This is a genomic window from Oceanimonas sp. MB9 (genome assembly GCF_011319775.1).
Lineage (GTDB): Bacteria > Pseudomonadota > Gammaproteobacteria > Enterobacterales > Aeromonadaceae > Oceanimonas > Oceanimonas doudoroffii.
Genome location: NZ_VFBE01000009.1, coordinates 189,410 through 214,730, shown reverse-complemented (window position 1 = coordinate 214,730; position 25,321 = coordinate 189,410). Strand labels below are relative to the sequence as shown.

Here is a 25,321-nt window from a genome sequence, read left to right as displayed (position 1 = left end):
GCGCCAGCCCACACAGCCGGTGATAAAACGGCCTCATTGCTCAGAGGGCGACTCCATGCTGTATACGTTCCAGCGCATTCTCACCCCTTCCCGCATATTGGTGAGCGCGCCCACCACTCGGCGGTTGGCGGCGGCCGACTGCTCGTCGTCCCCCATCAACAGCGGCTTGCTTTCGCCGTAGCCGATGATCTCCAGCCGTTCGCCCGGCACCCCTTGCTGCATCAGCGCCCGACGCACCGTCTGGGCCCGCCGCTTGGACAACGCCAGATTGTATTCCGGCGTACCCACCCGGCTGGCGTGGCCCTCCAGCAGCAGTTTGAGATCCGGATTTTCGGCCATAAAGGCGGACATCTGGTTGATTTCACTTTGGTACTTGGGAGTAATATTCGACTTGTCGTGGGCGAACAACACGATAATGTCTTGCTGCAGCACACGGTTCTCGTTGCCCTGACAACCGTCGTTATCTACCGAAGCATTCAGGGTGGACTCCAGGCAGTTGTCCCGGGCGGTGATCACCCCGTCCCTGTCCATATCGGTAAGATCATATTCGGGCATGGTTTCCCGCTCCGGCTCGGCAGTCACAGAACAACCTGCCAGCGGCAACATCAGGGCCAGTAAAATCCATGGTTTCATCAGGCTTCTCCTTATTTATTCTGATTCCTGCCACTGCTCGGGCTGGGTAAAGCGCAGCGCCTCCAACAGGCGGCCCGAGGCATTCATAATGCGGTATTCCGCCAGCAGCTGATCGTATTCGGCATTAATGTAGGAACGGCGCGCCTCAAACAATTCGTTTTCGGTGTTGAGCACGTCCAGCAGGGTACGACTGCCCAGGGAAAACTGTTTCTTGTAGGCATCCACGGTGTCATAACTCGACTCCACATGGCGCTGCAGAAAGTCCTTCTGCCGACCCAGCGATTCATAGGCCGCCCAGGCCAGGCGCATGCCTTCCTCCACCTGGCGGTGGGCATTCATGTGAATGTCTTTGGCCTGCATCTCCAGTGCCGAAGTAGAGCGGCTACGGGCCAGATCGGCGCCACCGTTAAACAGGTTGTAGCGCATGCGCACCATGGCGGTGAAGTCGTTGTTGTGGCCTCGCACCCCGTCAATGTCGTCATTCCAGTTGCTGTCCAGCTCGATATTGACTGTGGGGTAAAAGCCCGATTTGGCGTCTCTGTGCTGCTGGTGCGCCGCTTCCACATCAAAGGAAGCCGACATCAGTGTGGGGTGATTGTCCTTGGCCTGGGCCAGGGCGTCTTCCAGGGTAGGAGGCACATAGTTGGCATCGGGCTGGGGCTGGCGCAAATCCCCGGGCATTTCGTTTACCAGGGAGACAAACTGGCTCTGGGCGTCCCGCAGGTTGTTTTCCGCCGCCGTCATGTTGGAATAGGCCCGCGCCACCCGGCCGTTAATCTGGTTGAGATCGGCGGTGGAGCCCACCCCCGAGCTGGTGCGGCGCTGAATGTCCGACAGGATCTGCTCATGGGTGCTCAGGTTGCGCCGCGACAGCTCCACGATCTCGTCCTGGCGCAGCACGTCGAGATACACTTCGGCCACCCGCAGGGCGATGTTTTCCGCGTCCGACAGCAGCGCATAGCGCTGGGCGTCCGCTTCCGCCTGGGTACGGTGCACATTGCTGGGGGTCTTAAAGCCGTCAAACAGCATTTGCCGCAGCGACAGCCCGGCTTCCTTGCGGGTCAGGGTCTTGTCTGTTCTGGCATCGCCGTCGCGCACGCCCGGGCTGTCGGTGTATTCATAACCGATGCCGGCATTGGCATCCAGGGTGGGCAGATAGCCGGCAAAGGCCTCATCATGTTCGTATTGGCGGGACTGGTAGAGGTGAAAGGATTCCTTGACCTTGGGGTGGGTCAGCAGGGTCTGGGTGACCGCTTCCTCCAGTGTTTGCCCGTGGGCCGGCAGCACCATAGCGGCACCCACCAGCACTGCAATCGCCGATTTTCTCATTGTTTTTCTCCCTTTTTCGACTCAACGCTCGCGCAAAGCGCCCTGCTTTGCTCTTAAAATGGGTTTGAGCAGGTAATCGAGCACCGTTTTTTTGCCGGTGATGATGTCTACCCCCGCCTGCATGCCGGGAATAATGCGCAGCGGTGCCTGCTCGCTGCCCAGATAACTCTCTTTGGTACGAATGGTGGCCAGAAAAAAGGTGTTGCCTTCGTCATCCTGAATCGAGTCGGCACTCAGCTTTTCCACCTCACCCACCAGACCGCCATAAATGGTGAAGTCGTAGGCGGTGAACTTGACCATGGCCTCCAGCCCGGGCCGTAAAAAGCCGATGTCGCGAGGCTCGATGCGCGCCTCCACCAGCAAGGTGTCTTCCAGCGGCACTATCTCCACCAGACTCACCCCCGGCTGTACCACACCACCCACGGTGTTCACGCTCAGGGTTTTGACCGTGCCCCTGACCGGCGACAGCACAGACGTGCGAGCCACCCGATCCTGCAGGCCCACTTCGCCTTCCTTCAACTGCGCCAGCCGGCCACGGCGCTCACTCAACTCCTGCTGGGAGTCGGAGCGAAAGCTCAAGGCCACCTCCTTGCGCTTGAAAATGGTTTCTCGCAGGGTAGCCTCCAATTTGGGTAGCAGCAGCCGGGTGGACTCCAGCTCGCCCTGTAATTCGTTAAGCTGGCGCTCCAGACGCAGAATTTCCACCCGCGGTACTATGCCTTCCCGAGCCAGGGGGCGGCTCATGTTCACTTCCCGGGCGGCCAGCCCCACGCCCCGGCTGAGGGTGCGCACCTTGGCGTTGGTTTCCACGATTTCCTGCTCGCGCTGACGGATCTGGTTGCCGAAAATGGACAGCTGGTTTTTCACGTAATCCAGCCGCTCCTGATAAAGGGAACGTTGAATGTCGGGCTGCTGGGGGTAGCGCTCCACAAACTCGGGAGGAAAACTGAGCGCCACCGGAGTCACCTCCACCTGCTCGCGCCAGTCCAGTTCGGGGTCTTCCTGTACTCTGATGGCGGCCACCTGAGCCGCCAGCCGCAGGGCGTCTCCCTGCAAGGCGGCAATTTCCTGGCCGCGCTCGCGCAAGTCCGATTTAAACCGAGTGTCGTCTATCAGCAACAGCGGCTGGCTCTTGTCTACCTGCTGACCTTCACGCACATACAGCTCGCGCACTATGCCCCCTTCCAGATTGGACACCACCTGGATCTGGCTGGACGGAATCACGGTGCCGGTGCCGGTGGTGACTTCTTCCAGCTCGGCAAAACAGGCCCAGACAATGGCCGCCAGCACAAAGGCCAGCATGCACCACAGCAACGCCCGGGCGCCTTTGTGAGTGTTGAGCAGCACCGCGGCGGCGGTGTCGCTGGTGTAGTCGAGCAGTTCGGGAGACGGTTGCCTGCTAGCCATGGCCCACCTCCCGCATGGTCACCTTGCCCGCCTGCAGCTGCGCCAGCACCTGCTCTCGAGGGCCGTTGGCCATCACTCTGCCCTGCTCCAGCACGATAATACGGTTCACCACCTCCAGCATGGAGGTGCGGTGCGTTACCAGCAGCAGGGTCTGGTGGGCATCCAGCCGTTGCAGTTGCTGGCGCACATGCAGCTCGGAGCGGTTGTCCATATTGGAGGTGGGCTCGTCCAGTATCAGCATCACCGGATCGTTAAGCAGGGCTCGGGCAATGGCCACCGCCTGGCGTTGTCCCCCCGACAGCAGGCGGCCGCCCTCGCCCACCTGACGATCCAGGCCGTCCGGATCCTGATTGGTGAACAGGGTCACCCCGGCCCGCTCGGCGGCACGGAGCACCGCGGCCTCGTCCGCCAGGGGGTTGGCAATGACGATGTTGTCGCGAATGGTGCCGTAAAACAGGGTCACATCCTGAGGCACACACCCCATGTTGCTTCTCAGCACCGCCGGCTGCAGCTGGTGCATGTCGATGCCGTCAATGCGAATGGCGCCCTGGGTGGGCTGGTAAAGCCCGGCCACCAGCCGCTCCAGGGTGGTTTTACCCGAACCGATGCGGCCAATGACCGCCACCTTTTCACCGGGACGAATATGCAGACTGACATTGCTCAGCACATCCTGTCCGCTGCCGGGGTAACGAAAGCTCACTCGCTCAAAGACGATGTCGCCCCTGAATTCGGGATGATGCACAAAGCGCCGGCCTTCTTCCTGCTCGTCGGGGGCGGCCATGACTTTTTCCAGAATATCCATGGCCGAGCGGGCGTGGTTGTAGCGGGTGGACAGCACCGACAGCTGCACCATGGGCGCGATGGCCCGGCTGCCGAGCATGACCGCGGCAATGAGCCCGCCCATGGAGAGCTCGCCGGCGGCAATCAGATAGACCCCCAGCACAATCAGGCTGACGGTGGTAATTTGCTGGATCACGCTGGCCAGGGTAGACACCCCATTGGTGAGCCGTCGGGTTTTCATGCCCCAGCCCGCCATGTGACTCACCGCCTGCTCCCAACGGTGCTGAAAGGCCCCCTGGGCGCCAAACAGCTTGATGGTCTCGAGTCCGGCAATGCCCTCGACCAGGTTGGCGTTTTTCTGGGACGCCAGCCTGGAGCCTTCCTCTATGCTGTGGCGCAGCGGCCGCTGCACCAGCAGGCTGACCGCCAGCAGCAGCAACATGGCAATAAAAGGCGCCCACACCATGTGGCCGGCAAAAATCCAGATAATGAACAAAAACAGCAACGCAAAGGGAATGTCGACCAGGGCGGCCACCGTGGCCGAGGTAAGAAATTCGCGAATGGCCTCAAACTCCTGCAGGTGGCGAGCAAAGGCACCGGTAGAGGGCGGCCGTGCCTCCATGCGCATGCCCATCACCTTGGCGAAAATGCGGGCCGACAGCAGCACATCGGCCTTTTTGCCGGCCACGTCAATAAAGTGGCTGCGCAGCAGGCGCATCACAAAGTCGAAAATGAACACCACGGCGGCGCCGGTGGCCAGCACCCAGAGCGAGTCGAATGCCAGGTTGGGCACGATTTTGTCGTACACATTCATGGTAAACAGCGGCGTGACCAGAGCGAACAGGTTGATCAGCAAAGAGCCGATGAGCACGTCCCGATAGATGGAGGAAGAGCGGCGCAAGGTGCTCCAGAACCAGTGGCCATGCTCGTGATCCAACACTCGAGGTGAGCGCTCATCGAAACGAAAGCGGGGCTTCAGATAAATGACCCGACCACTGTAACTTTTGGTGAGCTGATCGGCGGGCAGCCACTGCTCGCCCTCGCCGGTGTCGGGCAGCAAGACCCGACAGCCGCGCTCGTCACTCAGCTCCAGCAGCAGACAGGCGCCACCGTTTTTCAGCAGCAGAATGCAGGGCAGCAGCAGCGCTGAGATTTCCTCAAGGGGGGTAACATCCTGACGGGAAGAAAAACCGGCACGGTCGGCGGCGCGGGAGAACAGCTGCGGGGTAAGCAAACCATCGGCCAGGGGCAAGCCATTGATCAGGGCCTCGCCCTGATGGGGCTGACCAAAAAACCGGGTGAGAAACACCAGGCTCTGTAACAGAGGGTCCCTGAGTGTGTTTGCATCCTGCATACCCATAACTGCTCCATGTGGAGGCACCTGAATCTAAGTCTAGTGAAGTTATGGAAATGCGGCGAAAAATCGAACGATTGGAATATGAGGAGGGAAATAGGGAAGTGAAGACTGAAGCGAGGGCGGTGCGAGGGCGGTGCGAGGGGGTAATTATATTCCCCGCGTTAACGGAGCAATAGCGTTACCTATGGAATGGTTTGCCCGGCTGCAGCCGGGCCTACATCAACTCCAGCGCTTAATTTGCGCCAGCAGGCCGTTAGTGGCGCTGTCGTGCCCTTGCGTCACGCCATGGCCAAGATCATCAATTAAACGGGCAGCCAGTTTCTTGCCCAGCTCAACGCCCCACTGATCAAAACTGTTAATGTTCCACAGCCACCCTTGCACAAAGGTTTTGTGCTCATACATGGCAATAAGCGCTCCCAGATTGTAGGGGGTAAGCTCATCACACAAAATTACCGTGCTGGGGCGGTTGCCGGGCATGACCTTGTATGGCGCCAGTTCGGCAACGGCCTCGGCACTCAGACCTTCTGCAGTCAGCTCGCTTTCTACCTGTTCACGTGCTTTGCCAAATGCCATGGCCTGCGCCTGGGCCAGCATATTGGCCAACAGCTTGCGCTGATGTTCGGGGTAAGGGTAGGCAGAGCGAGCAAAGCCAATAAACTCCGCCGGCACCATCACGCTGCCCTGATGCAGCAACTGGAAAAACGCGTGCTGGCCATTGGTGCCGACCTCGCCCCACACCACCGGGCCGGTGGCGTGGTCCACCGGCTGGCCGGCGTTGTTCACCCCCTTGCCGTTAGACTCCATATTCAGCTGCTGTAAAAAGGCAGGAAAGCGCTTTAAGTGATGGTGATAGGGAAACACGCCTTCGCTTTGCAGGCCAAGCACGTTAATGTTCCAGATACTGAGCAGCGCCAGCAACACCGGAATGTTTTGCTCAAAAGGTGCCTGGCGCAAGTGCTCGTCCATGGCATGCGCCCCCGCCAGCAATTGCTGGAAGCGCTCAAAACCTACGGCCAGGGCGATGGGCAGACCAATGGCCGACCACAGCGAAAAGCGGCCCCCCACCCAGTCCCAGAAGCGAAACATGTTGGCTTCATCTATACCAAAGGCCGTGACCGCCTCGGCATTAACCGACACCGCCACAAAATGTCGGGCAATGTGTTCCTCACCGCCGCAAGCCGTCAGCAGCCAGGACCGTGCGGCGCGCGCATTGGTCATGGTCTCGTCTGTGGTAAAGGTTTTTGACGAGATCACAAACAAGGTGGTGGCCGGGGTCAACCCCGCCAGCACGCTGCCGAGCTGGGCACCGTCCATGTTCGAAACAAAATGCGTGCGAATGCCCTTGTCCTGACAAGGCGCCAGCGCCTCTGCCACCATGGCCGGGCCAAGGTCGGAACCGCCAATGCCAATGTTTACTACATCCGTAATGGGTCGGCCGGTGTAACCGTGCCAGATACCGCCATGCACCCGCCGGCAAAAGTCCTGAATGCGTGCCAACTCCGCGTGCACCTTGGGCACCACGTTTTCACCCCTGTGCATGGCTTTTGCCTCGGGCGGCATGCGCAGTGCCGTGTGCAGTGCCGCCCGGCCCTCGGTGTGGTTGAAAGCGTTGTCACCAAACAGCGCATCAATGCCCTGCCTGAGGTTCATGTCGCTCGCCAGTCGGCACAACTGCGCCCGCACCTCGGCAGACCAGTGCTGGCGCGACAGGTCCACCCGCATACGATCGCCAAACCCCAGGCAGAACTGCGCAAAACGGGCCGGATCATCAGCAAAGCGCTGTGCCAGGCTGGTTCCCTGCTCTTGCTGTTTTAATTGTTGCAAAGCCAAAAAGGCCGGCTGCCGGATTAAAGCTCTCATTTTATCCCACTGCTTTTATTAAATTAGCGCCCAACTCTATAGATTACAGGCTGCCCGCGTTCCAAATGCCTCATTTCTCACGGGATATCACACTTCCGCTCCCAACAACAGCCCTCTCAATCGCGCCTGCAACACCGCCTCGGCCTCGCCATGGATCCAACGAATTTGCCGTATGCCGTAGTGGTGGCGCCATGCCAGTGGAGAAGTCTATCAAATCCTGCTGGCCGGCGTTGGCCGAATAGCCGCTTATCTGGTGCACCCGGACACGAATGGTGAAACACTCACCATCCAGCTCCACCCAGCCTCCTTCTGGGCCATAGGCCAGGATATCGCACCCCAGCACCCCCTCGGCCTAATAACGCACAAACAAGCGTCATTACGGGAGTCATTCAGCAGAGCCTTTAAATAATTTATTATCCGGCCGCCTGAGCACATGCCGGAGCCGACAAGCACGACGCAAGGCTGGTGTAAACGTGCCAAATAGTTGACGGCATCAAGAGGCTCCTTGGTGACTGTTCACCACTGTAAGCTGTTCAAACGACAATGAGTGCCGCTCTTTGGTCACCCGGTCCCGGGCTCCCTCCCAGGAATGTTCGAGCTTACGGTACAGCCGGGTAAAGTTGGCTGCCTAGTGTGAATCTACCACCACCTGCTGCCACTCACCATAAGGCAGGGATTGCAGGCACGATTCCAGCACCTTCAACACACGCAGAATAAGCTTTTCATCTCTGGTAAAACCAATTTGAAGGGCATCTTCCAGCACGGCGGGAAGCAGCAATGCCGATGGTTGCGAGCAATAAATGAGCCCCTTGAACCCCGTCTCCATCGAATAAGGCAAACGCCCCACGTGATCTATGTGCACGTGGGTAATCACCAGCGCCCTGATATGGCCAATATCAAAATCGATGGCCAGCTCGCTGCCGGCATCCAGCCCTGAAGCAAGCCACAGTCAATTAAAATGCCAGTATCGCCCACTCGCAGCTCATGGCAGGAGCCGGTAACCGTTCACAGCCCCTGGAGCACAATCTCCACTCCCTTGTTCATGTGCTCTCCTTAATTGTTTCGTCTCACCGGGCAACATAGTCCGCCAAAAACAAAAATGCCCGTTGTTCGATCAAACAACGGGCATTACGGGTTGAAACACACATGAAGCGCAGCCACAACAAACCATTGGACGCAGCAACACTCACTCACTGCACCAGTGCGACCACCTTGCTCCTGTCACTGTCAGCCGACGGGCCCTCTCCGGCCTGATTTTGCTGCCACACCAAATCGCAAATGCCATCCTGCGGATTAAACGCGGTGGGCGCCTGCAGCAGCAACTCGCGAATGCGAGGCTGGTTGTATTGCTCACAGGCGATATTCAGCTCCTGCAGCAGGGTCTGCATTTCCTGCCAGGGCAGGTGCAGTTCGTAGGCAGTACGAATACGCGGATGCGCCGTGGGCTGCTCGTTGCCGCCGATCAACAGCTCTTCATACAGCTTTTCGCCCGGGCGTAGACCGGTCACCTTAATCTCTATATCACCATTCGGCTGCCGCTCATCCTTGACCTCATATCCCATCAGCCGCACCATTTTGCGGGCAAGATCGATAATTTTGACCGGCTCCCCCATATCCAGCACAAACACATCTCCGCCCTTGCCCATGGCGCCGGCCTGAATCACCAGTTGGGCCGCCTCGGGAATGGTCATGAAGTAACGAGTTATTTTTTCATCGGTAAGGGTAATGGGCCCACCGGCACGGATTTGCTGTTTAAACAGCGGCACAACAGATCCACTCGAACCCAACACATTACCAAAACGCACCATGCAAAAACGGGTGCTGTTCTGGCGCTTGGCCAAGCCCTGTAACACCAGCTCGGCCAAGCGCTTGCTGGTGCCCATGACATTAGTAGGGCGTACCGCCTTGTCGGTAGAGATAAGCACAAAGGTCTCTACCCCGCAGTGAATGGCCGCCTCGGCCGCCCGCCAGGTACCAAACACATTATTACGCACACCTTCCACCACGTTGTATTCCACCATAGGCACATGCTTGCAAGCGGCGGCGTGATAAACGCTTTGTACACCAAAAGCCTGCATCACCGCCTCCAGCCGGTTTTGCTGCTGTACCGAGGCCATAACAGGCACAATGCGTACCGGATAATGGGCCGTCCGACACATGCCCGCCAGCTCCTGATCTATCTGGTAAAGTGCGTATTCCGAGCTTTCGAACAACACCAGGGTGGCTGGGCCCTGCTGCACAATTTGCCGGCACAACTCGGAGCCAATGGAGCCGCCGGCCCCGGTGACCATCACCACCTTGCCCTTGATATTGGCGGAAATGAGCTCGGGGAACGGCTCAACCGGATCCCGGCCAAGCAAGTCTTCCACACTCACCTCGTGCAGCTCGCTCAATGTCGCCTTGCCACTGATCAGGTCGGCCATGCCGGGAATGGTGAGAATATCCAGGGAGAGGTTTTCGAGAGTATCCACAATTTCGCGGCGACGCTGGCGACTGATACTGGGCATGGCCAGCAGCAATTTTTGCGCGCCAAAGTGCTCAATAAGCCAGGGTAAGGCAGCGGGCGGATACACGGTTAACCCCTGCAGCAGCGCCTTTTGCAGCGCAATGTTGTCGTCCACAAAGGCCACGGCGCGATATTCACTGCCATGGGTGAGAGAAGTATTTAACTGACGCCCGGAAGCGCCGGCGCCATAAATAATAACCGGGGTTTTCTGTTTTTTGGTACTTTGGTTATACAGTGCCCGGGCCATGGTACGGGCTCCACCACACAACAACAACGCCAGCGCTGCGTAGATAATGGGCACCGAGCGAGGTAAAAAGGCGTTAAAGTAATACGCAGCCAGCACCATGGTAATGGCTGACACCGTCACCCCCCCCATCATCACCACGGTGGCATGGTGCCCCAAATAACGCAGCACCGCCCGGTAAAGGCCAAAGCGCACAAAACACAGCAGGGTAAGCGGCAGCATGGCCGCCAGCACCAGCCAGTGCTTAACGGAGCCCAGAAAGGCGGAGCTGTCGAGCCGCAGCATAAACGCCGCCCAGAAGGCCAGCGAAATAAACAAGGTGTCCAGCAGCAAGCTAATGACTCGCTTAACGGCACGGGGCTGTTGAAACAGCCACTTGATGGCTTGAAGCATGGAAAATTATCCCGTTGATTTACTGCTCATGTCAGCTTTTTACCCGGTCACCACTGCCCTTGCCGGACACCGTGAGCAGAATGTAACGGAAATAACCCTTCACCGAGAATGACTGGATCATTTTTTGATCCGTCTCGGCCAGTAGCTCGGGCGTAGACATGTCAATGTCGCTCACCTGCGCCAGGCCGGTAATGCCGGGCCGTACATCATAAACGCCACGGGCAGCCCGGGCAGCGGTCAGCTCTTGCTGGTTAAACAGGCCTGGCCTTGGCCCTACCAGGCTCATATCGCCTTTCAGTACATTCCACAGTTGGGGCAACTCATCGAGTTTGGTTTTACGCAAAAAACCACCGAATGGCGTAATGGAAGCACTGCTTGCCAGGTGAGTCGCTACCGAGGCTGTATCTACCTTCATGGTGCGAAACTTGACCAGGGTAAAGGCTTTTTGCTGCCGGCCGACCCGCACCTGACGAAAAATGGGGGAACCGGTATCGAAAATCCCGATAACCGCAAGTAGTACCAGCAGTGGAAAGCCACACACCAGCCCCAGCAGTGAAAATACAACATCAAACAACCTAATCATCAAAACACCTCTTTAATCCCTGCTCCACCGACAGAGGCGGCTTCCAGCCCAATACCTTGCGTGCCTTGGAAATATCGACCTGTAGCGACCCCAGCAAACGCTGTGCCATGGCTTTTTTACCCAACATGGTTGCACCAAGCTGCAACAGCCCCGCCGGCACCGGCACCAGCCGACATGGCGAGCCCATGGCCCTGGCTACACCGCGCAACAGCTCGGTGGTGGACAAATCTTGCCCGTCTCCGGCCAGAAACACCTGATTGGCCGCAGCGGGATGATCAATGCAGGTAATGATGAGATCAACCAGATTATCCAGCGCCACCAGAGATCGCTTGTTTTTAATCGCACCCAGCGGCAAAGGCAGCCCCTTTTTAGCCAGCCAAATCATGCTGGCAAAATTGCCTTTAACACCGGGCCCGTAGATCAGTGGCGGGCGAATAATCACCAGCTCCATACCGGTTTCGGCGGCCAGTTGCTGCAAGCCCTGTTCAGCCTCCAGTTTGGAAATGCCGTAGGCGTCTTCCGGTCCAGGAGCGTCTTCCGTTGTGAAAGGCTTATTCAAGCCAGTTAGCTCACCATTGACCTTGATAGAGCTGATAAAGATAAAGCGCTTTACACCTGCGGCTACCGCCTGCCAAGCAAGATTCAACGTTCCCTCAACGTTGACCTTGCGATATTCTGCCAGCGGATCGGCTACCTCGTCTTTCATAATATGAGCACGGGCGGCGGTGTGGATAACGATGTGCTGATCGGTTAAGGCAGCTGACCAGTCAGTCCGGCCATCAATATCACTAATAAAAAATGTATTAGGTACTTCTAGCTGTGACGGCATACGTAATGACGCAGCAACAGGCATATTCTGTTCTATCAGCTTGGCGTGCAATGCCCGCCCCACAAAGCCACTCGCCCCGGTCAGTAAAATATGCGTAGCTTCACTCATGAACTCACCAGCTCGTTGTAGATCTCCATATGCTGAGAAACTATCTTCTCAATCGCGAATACTTCCTCCGCCAACGTTCTGCCTGCTTCACCCATTCGATGTCTCAATTGAGCGTCTTCTACAAAACGCTGAATCGCATCAGCCAGTGCAACAGAGTCCTTTATCGGCACCAAAAGCCCGGTAACATTCGGGATTATGGCATCACGGCACCCCGGATGATCTGTTGTCACCACAGCCCGACCACATGCAGCCGCTTCCACAAGGCATTTAGGCAAACCTTCCCCATAATAGGAAGGCAGACACACGATATTGGCCGCCGCATATTGAGTCGCGATATCTTCCCGAAACCCCAGCAAGTTAACGCAGCCCTCCTCTGCCCAACGCGCTAACTCCTCAGGTGTCACGGTCGTCGGATTACCTGGGTCAGGTGAGCCTATCAGGCGCATTTCAACATCAAGCTCACGTTGCGTTAACAGCTGGGCAGCTTCAACAAACTCAGCGACTCCCTTATCCCTGAGCAGACGTGCAGCCATCACTACAACAGGACGACCTTCTGGCTCTTTACACAAAGGGTATTTCTCAAGCGCAACACCCGAACCACGGATCATACGAATCTGTTCCGTCGATAGCACATCTGCCTGGAGCAACGTATCCCGGTCATCCGGGTTCTGAAAAATAACCGCCAGTTGCTGTTGCTTGAATGCAGCGCCATACAATCGGGTTACCAGCCATTTTCGCAAACGGCCAAACCGGGAGCTCGCCAGAAACACAGTCCCCAGCCCGGAGACAGCCGCCACCACCGACTTAACGCCTGCCACACGGGCGGCTATTCCGCCATACAGCACGGGCTTAATCGTGATCAGGTGTACAAGATCAGGCTGAATACGACGCATCAAACTTATCAACTTCACGACAGTTATCAACTCCACCAGTGGATTCTGGCCACTGCGGACAAATGGGATAACATGGTGCTTGAACCCTAGAGATAATATTTCATCTACACATTTTCCTGCTGCACTCGCCACATGGACTTTATAACCTTCCGCTTGTGCAGCAACTGCCAGAGGGAGGCGATGCGAGATGAAAAACTCAGGAACATTAACAACAAACAGGATTTCTTTATTGCAAGCCAGCAATGCGAGAACACCTTAATATAATAAATGTAAATTATTTCACAAATCAAATGGCAATTACCAGACTTTATGATACTTATCAAGCATGGCTCTAAGACTAAAATTATGATGAATGCGCTCAATTGCACCTATCTTCCGTTTTTCAAAGCACTCCGGATTATTACGCATTTCATTGACTGCCTGAATGACCTTATTTGAAAAATCAGCTGAATCGTTCGTAGGTGAAACCCAGCCTGTATTACCAACAATTATTGCTGCATCACCAACATCAGTCGTCACGCAGGGTGTTCCACACGCCATAGCCTCTGCCAACACATTAGGAAAGCCCTCCCCAAACGAGCTGCTTAACAAGTGAATGTCGAGTGCGTTCATAACAGCCGGGATATCGGTTCTTTGCCCTAACAGGAGTACCTCGTTCTGCAATCCTGTTTGACATATCCAATTAGCCAGTTCGGCGTTTTCATCATCCATCCCTGAACCAATAAGAACACACTTGAAATGTAACCCACTAGCCTTGACAAAAGACAATGACTGCAATAAACCATGATGATTTTTCTGTATATTGAATCGCCCAACCATTCCCAGCAAAAGCTCACCGTCATCAATACCAAGCTCGACACGAAAATTATTTCTTAAACAGTCATCAGGCTTTAAGCTATTCAAGTTGTAGCCATTTTCAACAATCACCATTTTAGAGCGATCGTAGCCAATATTTTCATGTACTTCTTTAGCCTTGGTGGCGCAGCAGATTATTTTACTTGGAACAAAATAACTTACTAAAGCACAAAGTCTAGCAACAACAATTGTAGACTTTCTAGATTTACCAGTTTCAAGCTCAGAGTGACGAATGTTCCAGGATACATTTCTCACACCAGCTAATCGTGCACAAACCCCTCCAATAAGGTCTGCATGGTACATCCAGGTTTGTACAATATCTGGTTTGATTTCTTTTATCATCCGAATGTACTTGAATAGTGCCCCAATCTTGATTCGACCTGAAGGCAGGTTCAGACAATAAACGTCTATGCCGGCTTCCTTCAGCAAAGGACCATATTTCCCTTCACCCATTAAGGATACAACTACATGCCGGTGTGTTACATCTGCTGTACATAATCGATACAATACCGACTCAGCACCACCATCTTCAAGACCAGTTATGACATGTAAAACAATTTTACCTGACATTTTCACTAGTCTCACTTAGCACTTCGTTATAAATATTCACTATCGACCCTGCATGCTTTTCACAAGAATACTTTTCATTAGCGTAACTTATTGCACTTTCAACAATACATTTCCTTAAGTCAGCATCTTTCACCAACTTAAGAATAGCATCAACATAACCATCTATATTCTCAAGAGGGACCAGAACGCCACTCACATTGTGTTGGATAACTTCTTTATGCCCACCATGATCGCTGGCCACTACAGGTAAACCAAGTAGCATAGCTTCTATAAGCGCTCTGCCCATACCTTCATTCTCTGCAGTTGCCAGTAGTACATCCGTCTCAGACAACCACTCATTAATAGGTGCTTTAACACCCATAAACTTCACATTTTCGGACAACTTTAGCTCAGAAACTAGAGAACACATCTCTGCATATACAGGCTCTCTCTTCTCGCCAAAAATATGGAGCTCGATATTAGGGGTTATTTCTTTTAACTTGCTAATAATACGTATCGCGACATCTAGCCTTTTTTGACTAATTAGATTTCCAACCCAAGAAACCTTCATGTAAGAAGCATCCAAAGAACACTTTACCTTCTTATTACCTTCAGTAGTAACAGGATCATCCACAACAATTGCTTTCCCCCTCACTAAAGGTGGAAATCCTGATTTACAAAACTCAGTAATAGTCAAAAGCCTCTTTGAAAAAAAAGATAGAATAACACCTCTTGGGGATTCACTTCTCTGATGCCATACATGTGGCACCCCTGAAAAAAGACAAGCGAACACCCATGAATAATGCATTCTCAGGTCATTAGTGTGAACCAGTTCAACACCATTTTTCTTTATAAAAAAAAATGAATCAAAAAATGAAGCAAAGAACAAGAAAACCTTACTAATAAAACTAACATTTCCTACAAAGGTCTTGTTTTTCATAACGCGGTATTCATAGTCTTGTTGATCAAGATATTCTGTTAACCTTCCCCTTTTATAAACCATAACTATCGGCTCAAATCTTTCTTTTGGAAGAGAATCGATTAAACTCAGGGCAGAAAGGTGACTACCACCTAAAGTATCCCCCACAAAAGGAAAGAGAATTTTATTTCTTTTCATTGTACTATCTTTTCAATAATGGAAGCCGATATATCCTTTACAGCTTTGTGCCGTTCGGGCTCAGAGTGAGAAAGATAGTCACCCCATAACAACGACGTTTTCATATTAAATGACTCACTCAGCAAGCAACCGATGTAGCGAATAATTTTTTCATCTTCCGGCTCAGGCATAACTTCAAGTTTTTCCAGTGCATCGGGCAACTTCGACAAGGATGTTTCATGAATCAGACCTGTTCCCATAGCTAAGTATGGAGAGTCACCAACAACAATAGCTTTTTTTCCCATAATATTTGCTTCAAAAGCCGCCGTACCTGTAATAACAACAACACCTGCTGAAGATTTTATCAGCTCATGTGCGCTTAACAGAGGTGATACCAGCTTAACACGCGGCATATTCTTTATTGCTTGATAGAACTCTTGATTACGTTTCCCAACCATTGGTAGATGCTCTTTAACTACAAGCACCTTATTTCCAGGTAATGATTTTGAAATAGCTTCAATTACTGATATTTGATCAGTATGCATAGGAGACATCACCATCGTAGATGCCTCAGGATCAACATGGAGCGGATAGAATACATAAGCACAAGACGGAGGATCGGAATCAAACACAGAATAATCGAAGCGGACTTTGCGCCACTCCAGCATCAACTCAAAAAGCTTTCTTTTAACTCCGATTAGGTTCAGGCGTATCTTATACTTCTCAGGAAGAATATTTTTAACACAAAACGCTGTGCTATAAACAGCAAACTTCCCAAGCAAGGGGAGCAACCTGTTTTCCTTGAGCATTTTATTATTATATGCCATATAGCCTGGTATTGCAGGCTGGTTACGGTAATCAATAAGAAAATTGGCTGCTTTATCCAAAACTGATTGTGGAAGCTCCTCGGCTGACAAAAATCGTTCAGCCACAGGTTCAAGACAACCTTTATAATCAGTATCAATAACAAAGCCATCACCGATCCTGGTTACATTCAGCCTTGTAAAAATAGAATTTCTAGCCTTACACACCTTTGCCAGAGCCACTGCTGGACCACCTGCAACCGCATAGCAAAAAACTCCACAAAAATTATACCTATCGAAGATTCCCTCTATAAATAAAAATAAACCCTGGACATATTTCTGCGGAACTTCATTAGGATTTCTAATTGCTTGATCACCAATATAATCAGGCCGAGTCAATCCACCTCTGACCAAACCAAGCCCTACTCTTCGGTCTGCCGTAATAACCTCACCTACGGCACCCACTCCATATGATTTATCAATTTCGGAGAGATAATTATAATCTATTTGATGATCGTTTTGCTCCAACCATTCTTCTTCCATATTCTCAAGATCGTAAATATCAACAAGAATGGGTCCAAGAGAGCCTTTTACATAATTTACAACAGTAGCACCACCAGTACAGATACCTGTAATTTTAATGTCTGGAAATTTCTCCTGCATGTTCTTTGCCACATCTACTCCAAGCTCTTTAAACTTTGGAGCAAATAAAATCAAAACATTTTTCATATAACAGCACTCAACCAAAACTCTTTTAATAAAGAGCGTTACAGATAAATTTATGAGATAAAAATTAAAAGCTGGGGAAGATTATAAACACCCCAGTCCTGACAGGGCTTGAGACAGGTAGTCAGTATTGCGACTTTCCCGCTTCTCCTTACGTTTGATGCCCCCCTGAAACTGGTATCGCGGTTCAGGGCACTGAAAGTGATATGCCGAATAATCGCCATGTTTCACCGACCTGTTGGCGGCGTATGCGACAGTCATCTTCTCACATACCTATATCCAGCTTGTAGTGCAGCTGTTATTCAATTGATCAAAGTGAACGGGCTTCCCCTAGCATTTCCTTCGGAGAAAGCCTACGCTGAACGGATGAAGTAGCGAACTTTGATATCCAGTCCTCTTTTATCGGTTGACCACTATCTTCACATATCGCGTTCACAATACCCAAGGTTTTCAGCTTTGGTCACTCATAGAGCAGATAACCCTGTATGGACAGTTTTTCCACCACTAGGTTCAGGCAGATTTACTTACGACCATGGTCCTACTCCTGGAGACTGTAGCCACTTCCAGCTTAATGTTTTTCTATACAAGGCTTTTTCGTAATTTTTCTTTGCTTCACTCAACAAACAATTGAATTCTCACCGGAGAGTGAGCCTGTACATCAACGCACACTTTTTTACCCAGGATACTCTCATAGTGTTTTGGTGCCGCACCAAAACCGGGCCGTACGCTTCGAATACAATCTCCGGTGATAACATCACCTGCTTTCATATCTTTCACAAAGTACAAAGAGCGCCTGAATTTCACATTGCCTTGTTCACTGGACTTTCGCCCATAATCCACTTTTCCCAGCGCCTGCCATGCGGCTTTACTGTCCCGGCACAGTGCAGCCAGCTCGGCGGGCTCCAGTGAGAAGCTGTCGTCAGGGCCGCCACCATTACGATCGAGTGTGAAGTGCTTTTCAATGATGGAAGCCCCCAGTTCAGCTCTGTCGATGCATGCTCCGCTTCATCACCGCTCGGCAGCAAATTCAATGAAAAACTTTTCGAGGCAATCAGGTCACCCAAATGCCCTTTATGCTCACGGCAGATAAACAGGCATTCATGGCCTTGGAGTCTCAGCTCTTCAGCCAGCGTTAAACAGCGCATTACATGACCGGTGCCAATCTGAATGGATGCATCAGCACGGAAGGCTATTTTCATTCGGCCTCCGCTGTGGCCTGCATGGCCTTGAACAGCCACTCGGCGCGGGTCCAGTCTTCCTGGGTATCAATATCCTGCACTCGGTGGCGAGGCAGTGGTACCGGCACAGAGCCGTCGGCAAAGAGCGGCTTTTCGGCCAGCCAAGCTGCTGCCGTGCCCCAGTAGAACTGCCCCGCATCGTGCCAGGCTTCTTCCAGATCCTGGGAGCTGCTCATGAAATGCTCAGGGTTGAACATGGCCACACTTCCCTGCTAGGTAATGTGAATGGCTCGCTGGATCGGGAAGGCGTAGCTGGTAACGGAAAAGGCGTAATCCTGCGCTGTGCTGTTAAGCAGCTGCCAGCCTCGTTGCAGGTCTTCAGCAGCAACAAAAGGCGCAGTGGCATAAATGCAACAGGCGTAGTCAACAGGGCCTTCATGCGCTTGCAGCCATTGCACCGCATGGCGGATCACCGGAATGGTGCCGGTGTAGTCGTCAGATAATGCTGCCGGTCGCATAAAGGGCGTTTCCGCCCCCCAATGCCGGGCCGTTTCCGCAATCTCGAGATCATCTGTAGAAACAATGATCTTGTCAAAACAGCCGCTGACTTTTGCCGCCGCAATGGACCAGGCGATCATCGGCTTGCCGCAAAACGTTTTTATGTTTTTACGGGGAATACGCTTGCTACCACCCCGGGCAGGGATAATCGCGACTCGGGTCATGCTGTTGTCTTCTCCAGTACAGAGCTCAGCGCCTGAATTACTTCATCCTGCTGCGCATCGGTTAATCCCTGATACATCGGCAGGCTAATCGCTTCGCTGTAGTAACGCATTGCTTCCGGGAAGTCGGCAGGCTGGAATCCCATCTCCCGGTAATAGGGCTGAGTATGCACCGGAATATAGTGCAGGTTTACGCCAATGCCCTGCTCCCTTAGCTGCTCAAACACCTGACGATGAGACTTGCCAATTTTGTTCGGCTGCAGGCGAATAACATACAGGTGCAGGCCGGAATAGCCGTCCAGATGCTGCCAGGGAGTGGTAACCGGCAGATCTTGCAACAATGCATCATAGCGCTTCGCCAGTTCGTGGCGGCGGGCCACAAAGGCATCCAGCCGTTCCATCTGGCTGATGCCCAGCGCCGCCTGCAGCTCGGTCATGCGGTAATTGTATCCCAAGTCAACCTGCTGATAATACCAGGGCCCGTCCGGCTCGTGGGCCATCAGGTTTTGATCCCGGGTCACGCCGTGGCTGCGATACAGGCTCATCTTCTCGGCCAGGGCGTCATCATTGGTCAGTGCCATGCCGCCCTCGGCGGTGGTGATGATTTTCACCGGATGAAAGCTGAACACGGTAATATCACTGTAGCGGCCATTACCGATGTACTCGCCCTGATATTTTCCACCAATGGCGTGAGAGGCATCTTCAATGACCCTGAAGCCAAAGCGCCGAGAAAGCGCATGAATTGCCTGCATATCGCAGGGCTGGCCGCACAAATGCACTGCCACCAGCACTTTGGGCAGTTTACCTTCACGCTCGGCGATGATCAGTTTGGCTTCCAGCGCCTTGGGGCAAAGGTTGTAGGTGCGCGGGTCAATATCGACAAAGTCCACCTGTGCCCCGCAATAGAGGCCACAGTTGGCGGACGCCACAAAGGTAACCGGCGTGGTCCACAGCCAGTCGCCTTTGCCCAGGCCCAACGCCAGGCAGGCAATATGCAGGGCGCTGGTGGCGCTGTTCACCGCCAGGGCATGTTTTGCCCCCACCTTGGCTGCAACCGTCTGCTCAAACAGGGGCACTTTTGGCCCCTGAGTCAGAAAATCGGACTGCAATACCTCAACCACGGCATCAATATCTGCCTGGGTGATGTCCTGTTTGCCGTAAGGGATCATCAGATACTCCCGATTTTCTCACGGTTGGTTTCAATCCAGGCCTGCAGGTCGGCGTTGCTCATCCATTCGGTGTTGTTGTCGCTGGCGTAGACAAAGCCTTCCGGTACTTTTTTGCCGTCTTTAATGCGGTTGGCGTCTTTATCCCAGTTGTTGATCTGCGGCAGTATTTTGTAGTGCTCCGGGTACTCGTAAGTGAAGTAGGCATCTTCGGCACCAATCATCTGCTCATGCAGTTTCTCACCGGGGCGAATGCCAACCACTTCCTGTTTGGCTTCCGGTGCCACCACATGGGCAAGGTCGGTCACCTTCATGGAGGGGATCTTCTTCACATAGATCTCGCCACCCACCATGTCTTCAAAAGCATGCCACACCAGCTCTACGCCCTGTTCCAGGGAGATCATAAAGCGGGTCATGCGCTCATCGGTGATCGGCAGCACGCCCTTGTCCTTAATCGACATAAAGAAGGGAATGACTGAACCACGTGAGCCCATAACATTGCCATAACGCACTACGGAAAAGCGGGTGCCCTTGCCACCGGCATAGTGGTTGCCGGCTACAAACAGTTTGTCGGAGGCCAGCTTGGTGGCACCATAAAGGTTGACCGGGCTGCTGGCCTTGTCGGTCGACAGCGCCACCACGCCTTTCACCTTTTTGTCGATACAGGCATCGATCAGGTTCATGGCGCCGTCGATATTGGTTTTAACGCACTCAAACGGGTTGTATTCCGCAGTCGGCACAATTTTGGTGGCCGCCGCGTGCACCACATAATCCACGCCATCCAGTGCTCGATAAAGACGCTCACGGTCACGTACGTCACCAATAAAGAAACGAACACGAGGGTCGTCCTGGTACTTTTTGGCCATGTCCCACTGTTTCATCTCATCACGGGAGAAGATGATAATTTTTTTGGGGTTGTATTTTTCCAGGGTCATCGGCACAAAGGTGTTACCGAAAGAACCGGTGCCCCCGGTAATAAGAAGCGTCTTTCCATTAAACATATTTAAAACCTTTAAAAGTAATCACTTACACTCAGCCATAGACTGGAATCTCTGATTCCTTCCATTTAGATCAACATAACTTCCGGAATCAACAAGCTGACCGCTTTCAAATAGGAATATAATGTCACACTGTCTTACTGTTGAAAGACGGTGTGCTATCATAATAATTGTTTTTTTTCCCGAAAAGTCATGAATTGCATCCATCACTAATTTTTCGGTGATACTGTCCAGAGCACTGGTCGCCTCGTCAAGCACCAGCACCTCCGCATCATCATAAAGAGCTCGTGCGATTCCAATCCGCTGTCGCTGCCCACCGGAAAGCTGAACACCTCGCTCACCAACCACTGTATCCAACCCGTCAGGTAAACTCTTCAGCAGATCTTCAAGATGTGCCATCGCCACCGCTCGCTTTATCCTGACTTCATCAATATCTTCAACTGGTAAGCCAAATGCAATATTCTCTCTAATGCTGGCATCTGACAGAAATATTGTTTGTGGTACGAAGCCAACATTGCTCTGCCAAGCTCTTTTGTTATGTTCCTCAACTTTTATTCCATCTACTAATAAGTCCCCCTGTTGGGGGGTGACCAGCCCCAACAATACATCAATGAGTGTTGACTTACCTGAACCAGATGCCCCAACTAAACCAACAACTTGATTTACCGGCACTGATAGTGAGACATTCTTAAGCGCTGCGGTTTCTTTCTCAGGGTAATAAAATGTCACATTCTTTATTTCAATCATTGAACTTGGTTGTAGTTTTACTAGTTCACAAGCCGGCTTGATTTCTACTTTTTCCTGACTTGCTACCAAATCAGCTTCCAACCCATCAAAAGCGGCAATATTTCCTTTTATCTTGGTTAGACTGGCATAAATTTGCTGAAAAGCAGGCAGCAATTTAAACCCAGCCAGTGCATAAATTGAAAGCACAGGAAGAATATAACCAATGTCACCATCATAAACTGACAAAAGATATAAAACCAAAAAAATTACTGTTCCAAAAGCGACCAGTTCCATTGCATAACGTGGAGCTTGGGATAGCCCGGAATTAACCCCTTGGGATTTGCCAAATTGAAGGCTGGCAGATTCGAACCGATTATTAAACTCCGCCTGCCGACCTAACAAAAGCGTATCCTTTATACCACCAAACCCTTCATTCATAAGCTTAAATCGAAGGCGATTACTACTGCTAGTCAAGCTACCATTATGAGCAAGAAGCCTCCTGACTGATCGGTATAACAGAAAATACGCCAGTCCAAAAATCACTAAACCAGCAAAAGACACTAAGGGGTTAAATATAAATATTGCAGACGCAATAAATAATGCCAACACACTTTTCGCATTCATCTGCATAAGAGGCTGGATAATCTGATTAGTAACTCTTTGACATTCTTGGGATATTTTGTTGGTTAATTGGCTACTACTCCCACTAGCATGGAAAAGCCATGGCTGCTGCATATAATGGCGGTAAAGGCGAACCGATAGCTCCGCACCTACCTGCTGGGCATAAAGAGAAAGCCTCCAAGTAGTATAAATAGAGATCGCAGCTGCCAGCGCAAGGACTATCAAAACAGCCACACCCACCCAAAACAGGAAGGTTTTTGGGTTATTAAAGCCAGCCGTCTGGTACACTTGTGACAACAGGTTATCACCCTGCAATCTCGACATATCACCTACCAGGGCCATAAAAGGTCCGATAGCTGCTACGCCAACCAACTCGGCAAAAGCCATAAGCACCACCAAAACCTGTAGCTTAATAAGCTTTTGACGTTGCTCTCGCGTTAGGAGCTGATAGAGCTTTAGGATTCTTCTGTACATTAGAATTTAAAATATCCCAGGTACCAATCCACAAATGACTGCATACCTTTATCAATTTCAGTTTTAGGCTTATATTTCACTGTATCTTCCAGTTGTCGAGTATCGGCATAAGTCACCGGAACATCACCAGGCTGCATATCCATATATATTTTATCAGCCTCCTTACCACAAGCTTTCTCAATAGCCGAGATAAACTTATGAAGTTCCACAGGCTGGTTATTACCTATATTATATAAACTGTAAGGTGCCTGTTGCTGAGGAATAACATCTTGAATACGATAGATCCCTTCCACGATATCATCGACATAAGTAAAGTCACGTTGCATTTTACCATGATTAAAAACCTTGATTGGCTTACCGGATAGAACAGCTTCTGTAAAAAGCCAAGGAGCCATATCAGGACGACCCGCAGGTCCATAAACCGTAAAGAAACGTAAACCGGTGGTAGGGATCTTGTATAGATGAGAATAGGAATGTGCTAACAGTTCATTAGACTTTTTTGTAGCTGCATAAAGTGATACTGGGCGCTCTACATTATCTGATTCGCTGAATGGTATTTTGGTGTTCATTCCATATACTGAACTGGACGAAGCATATACCAGATGCTCAACTTTTCCATGACGACACCCCTCTAACACCGTCATCATTCCCACTAAATTACTATCAACATACTCAAATGGAGCCTCAAGTGAATAACGGACACCAGCTTGCGCTGCGAGATGAATCACACGCTGAAACTGTTCCTTTTTGAACAGGGCCGCCATGCCCTCACGATCTGCAAGATCCAGCTTCACAAAACGGAACTGTGCATACAGTTTAAGCTGTGCCAATCGATACTCTTTCAGAGCCGGATCATAATAGCTATTGAGGTTATCTAACCCAACCACTTCATGACCTGCTTCCAGCAGCTTCTTACTCGTATGCATACCAATAAAACCAGCTGCACCTGTCACCAAATATTTCATTTAATCATTCCCAAACAAGTCACGCGTATAAACCTTGCTTTCAACGTCAACCAGTTTTTCTGAACGGCGGTTGGCGATGATCACGTCACTGATCTGTTTGAATTCCTCCAGGTCATTGATCACTCTGGAATGATAGAATTCCGCTTCCTGAAGCACCGGCTCGTACACCACCACTTCAATGCCCTTGGCCTTGATCCGCTTCATTACGCCCTGAATCGCTGAAGCACGGAAGTTATCGGATCCGGACTTCATCACCAGGCGGTAAATCCCCACCACCTTGGGTTGCTTGGCGATGATGGCATCGGCGATGTAATCCTTGCGGGTAGTATTGGCGTCAACGATGGCCTGAATGATGTTGTTGGGCACGTCCTGGTAGTTGGCCAGCAGTTGCTTGGTGTCTTTCGGCAGGCAGTAGCCGCCGTAGCCGAAGCTGGGGTTGTTGTAGTGGCTGCCAATCCGCGGATCCAGCCCCACGCCCTCGATGATCTGCCGGCTGTCCAGGCCATGAGTTTCGGCGTAGCTGTCCAGCTCGTTGAAATAAGCCACCCGCATGGCGAGGTAGGTATTGGAGAACAGCTTGACCGCTTCGGCTTCAGTGCTGTTGGTGTACAGCACCGGCACCTCCTTCTTGACGGCACCTTGCAGCAGCAGGCCGGCGAATACTTCGGCGCGTTCGGACTGTTCGCCCACGATGATACGGGAAGGATACAAGTTATCGTGCAGCGCCTTGCCTTCACGCAGAAACTCCGGTGAAAACAGGATGTTGCCACTGTCCATTTCCTGTTTCAGGCGTTGGGTATAGCCCACCGGCACGGTGGACTTGATGACCATGACGGCGTCAGAATTGATACTGAGCACATCGCGGACCACCGCCTCCACACTGCTGGTGTTGAAGTAATTGGTGTCGGGATCGTAGTCGGTAGGCGTGGCAATCACCACATAGTCGGCATTCAGGTACGCCTCTTCCTTGCTGAGGGTCGCACGAAAATTGATGGGCTTGTTTTTAAGAAAATCGCTGATTTCTGCGTCAACAATCGGAGAGAGTCGATCATTCAGCAATTGCACTTTTTCAGGAACGATGTCGAGGGCAACCACCTCGTTATGCTGGGCAAGCAGCATGGCATTGGACAGGCCCACATAGCCGGTACCGGCAATGGCAATTTTCATGATGTGGTTCTTTTTTTGATTAGTCGTTTAGATAGAAAACAAGGTCCGGGAGGAGCACGCAGCCACTTTGACCCGTTCCATAAATCAAGGCCGCTTAATGCTTTAAATGCACGCTACCGCCCAAAGGGTTGTGATGGCCATTCCCCCACGGCCGCTAACTGTACTGCTGGCGCCCAGAAAATCGCATTCTGCAAGGCACGGGCGGCTCGTTACAAAGGCGCACAAGTTTAGCGGATTTGGACACTCGATAAAACCTTGTCCAGCTAGGGGCCAGGCTTGATCCGCAGAAACCTGAAAACGCCGAGACAGGTATCATTGCTACCGAAGTAGCTCAGCCTCCTGTGAGTCATGAATCA

22 protein-coding genes are annotated in these 25,321 nt (G+C 52.1%); all 22 read right to left on the bottom strand.

Annotated features, from left to right (window positions below; all coding sequences use genetic code 11):
• Window positions 1-33: 33 nt before the first annotated feature.
• The 22 genes from OJHNALOF_RS12350 to OJHNALOF_RS12250 all read right to left on the bottom strand — a co-directional run bounded on the left by OJHNALOF_RS12350 (window position 34) and on the right by OJHNALOF_RS12250 (window position 24,965).
• Window positions 34-633, bottom strand: a complete 600-nt coding sequence (locus OJHNALOF_RS12350) for an OmpA family protein (RefSeq protein ID WP_165662197.1) — start codon at window positions 631-633, stop codon at window positions 34-36.
• Between the two features lie 15 nt (window positions 634-648).
• On the bottom strand, window positions 649-1,962 hold the full coding sequence (locus tag OJHNALOF_RS12345) for a TolC family outer membrane protein (protein ID WP_094200778.1): 1,314 nt from the start codon (window positions 1,960-1,962) through the stop codon (window positions 649-651).
• Between the two features lie 21 nt (window positions 1,963-1,983).
• Entirely contained in the window at window positions 1,984-3,369 is a 1,386-nt protein-coding gene (locus OJHNALOF_RS12340; protein WP_094200777.1) for an HlyD family type I secretion periplasmic adaptor subunit, read from the bottom strand.
• On the bottom strand, window positions 3,362-5,503 hold the full coding sequence (locus tag OJHNALOF_RS12335) for a type I secretion system permease/ATPase (RefSeq protein ID WP_165662196.1): 2,142 nt from the start codon (window positions 5,501-5,503) through the stop codon (window positions 3,362-3,364). The genes OJHNALOF_RS12340 and OJHNALOF_RS12335 overlap by 8 nt, the downstream gene beginning before the upstream one ends.
• Before the next feature lie 222 nt (window positions 5,504-5,725).
• Window positions 5,726-7,366 (bottom strand): glucose-6-phosphate isomerase, encoded by a 1,641-nt coding sequence (gene pgi / locus OJHNALOF_RS12330; RefSeq protein WP_165662195.1) that lies wholly within the window; start codon window positions 7,364-7,366, stop codon window positions 5,726-5,728.
• Window positions 7,367-7,612: 246 nt separating this feature from the next.
• Window positions 7,613-7,846, bottom strand: coding sequence for a hypothetical protein (locus OJHNALOF_RS17170; RefSeq protein WP_370462324.1), 234 nt, complete (start codon window positions 7,844-7,846; stop codon window positions 7,613-7,615).
• A 148-nt stretch (window positions 7,847-7,994) separates the two neighbouring features.
• Window positions 7,995-8,228, bottom strand: a complete 234-nt coding sequence (locus OJHNALOF_RS16940; protein WP_370462323.1) for a hypothetical protein — start codon at window positions 8,226-8,228, stop codon at window positions 7,995-7,997.
• Between the two features lie 328 nt (window positions 8,229-8,556).
• Window positions 8,557-10,509 carry a nucleoside-diphosphate sugar epimerase/dehydratase gene (locus OJHNALOF_RS12320; RefSeq protein ID WP_165662194.1) on the bottom strand — a complete coding sequence of 651 codons (1,953 nt, stop codon included), beginning with the start codon at window positions 10,507-10,509 and terminating at the stop codon, window positions 8,557-8,559.
• 31 nt (window positions 10,510-10,540) lie between these two features.
• A complete protein-coding gene (locus OJHNALOF_RS12315) occupies window positions 10,541-11,092 on the bottom strand; it encodes a sugar transferase (RefSeq protein WP_165662193.1) in 552 nt (183 codons plus the stop codon).
• Entirely contained in the window at window positions 11,085-12,029 is a 945-nt protein-coding gene (locus OJHNALOF_RS12310) for an SDR family oxidoreductase (RefSeq protein ID WP_165662192.1), read from the bottom strand. Before OJHNALOF_RS12310 ends, OJHNALOF_RS12315 begins: the two co-directional genes overlap by 8 nt.
• Entirely contained in the window at window positions 12,026-13,165 is a 1,140-nt protein-coding gene (locus OJHNALOF_RS12305) for a glycosyltransferase family 4 protein (protein ID WP_206063695.1), read from the bottom strand. Before OJHNALOF_RS12305 ends, OJHNALOF_RS12310 begins: the two co-directional genes overlap by 4 nt.
• A 54-nt stretch (window positions 13,166-13,219) precedes the next feature.
• Window positions 13,220-14,347 (bottom strand): glycosyltransferase, encoded by a 1,128-nt coding sequence (locus OJHNALOF_RS12300; protein WP_165662191.1) that lies wholly within the window; start codon window positions 14,345-14,347, stop codon window positions 13,220-13,222.
• A complete protein-coding gene (locus tag OJHNALOF_RS12295; RefSeq protein ID WP_165662190.1) occupies window positions 14,337-15,443 on the bottom strand; it encodes a glycosyltransferase family 4 protein in 1,107 nt (368 codons plus the stop codon). The genes OJHNALOF_RS12300 and OJHNALOF_RS12295 overlap by 11 nt, the downstream gene beginning before the upstream one ends.
• Window positions 15,440-16,954, bottom strand: coding sequence for a hypothetical protein (locus OJHNALOF_RS12290; protein WP_165662189.1), 1,515 nt, complete (start codon window positions 16,952-16,954; stop codon window positions 15,440-15,442). Before OJHNALOF_RS12290 ends, OJHNALOF_RS12295 begins: the two co-directional genes overlap by 4 nt.
• 609 nt (window positions 16,955-17,563) lie before the next feature.
• Window positions 17,564-17,914, bottom strand: a complete 351-nt coding sequence (locus OJHNALOF_RS17165; RefSeq protein WP_370462337.1) for an N-acetylneuraminate synthase family protein — start codon at window positions 17,912-17,914, stop codon at window positions 17,564-17,566.
• Window positions 17,915-18,146: 232 nt separating this feature from the next.
• A complete protein-coding gene (locus OJHNALOF_RS17020; protein ID WP_240919728.1) occupies window positions 18,147-18,365 on the bottom strand; it encodes a hypothetical protein in 219 nt (72 codons plus the stop codon).
• 36 nt (window positions 18,366-18,401) lie between these two features.
• Window positions 18,402-18,851 carry a pseudaminic acid cytidylyltransferase gene (pseF, locus tag OJHNALOF_RS17015; protein WP_240919727.1) on the bottom strand — a complete coding sequence of 150 codons (450 nt, stop codon included), beginning with the start codon at window positions 18,849-18,851 and terminating at the stop codon, window positions 18,402-18,404.
• Window positions 18,848-20,017: a UDP-4-amino-4,6-dideoxy-N-acetyl-beta-L-altrosamine transaminase gene (pseC, locus tag OJHNALOF_RS12270; RefSeq protein WP_165662188.1), complete on the bottom strand. Its 1,170-nt coding sequence runs from the start codon at window positions 20,015-20,017 to the stop codon at window positions 18,848-18,850. Before pseC ends, pseF begins: the two co-directional genes overlap by 4 nt.
• Window positions 20,017-21,015: a UDP-N-acetylglucosamine 4,6-dehydratase (inverting) gene (gene pseB / locus OJHNALOF_RS12265; RefSeq protein WP_165662187.1), complete on the bottom strand. Its 999-nt coding sequence runs from the start codon at window positions 21,013-21,015 to the stop codon at window positions 20,017-20,019. Before pseB ends, pseC begins: the two co-directional genes overlap by 1 nt.
• Window positions 21,016-21,036: 21 nt before the next feature.
• Entirely contained in the window at window positions 21,037-22,746 is a 1,710-nt protein-coding gene (locus tag OJHNALOF_RS12260; protein WP_206063693.1) for an ABC transporter ATP-binding protein, read from the bottom strand.
• An 86-nt stretch (window positions 22,747-22,832) separates the two neighbouring features.
• Complete coding sequence (locus OJHNALOF_RS12255) at window positions 22,833-23,798, bottom strand: NAD-dependent epimerase (protein WP_165662185.1); 966 nt, start codon at window positions 23,796-23,798, stop codon at window positions 22,833-22,835.
• Entirely contained in the window at window positions 23,799-24,965 is a 1,167-nt protein-coding gene (locus OJHNALOF_RS12250; RefSeq protein ID WP_165662184.1) for a nucleotide sugar dehydrogenase, read from the bottom strand. It lies immediately after the preceding gene.
• Window positions 24,966-25,321: the final 356 nt, after the last annotated feature.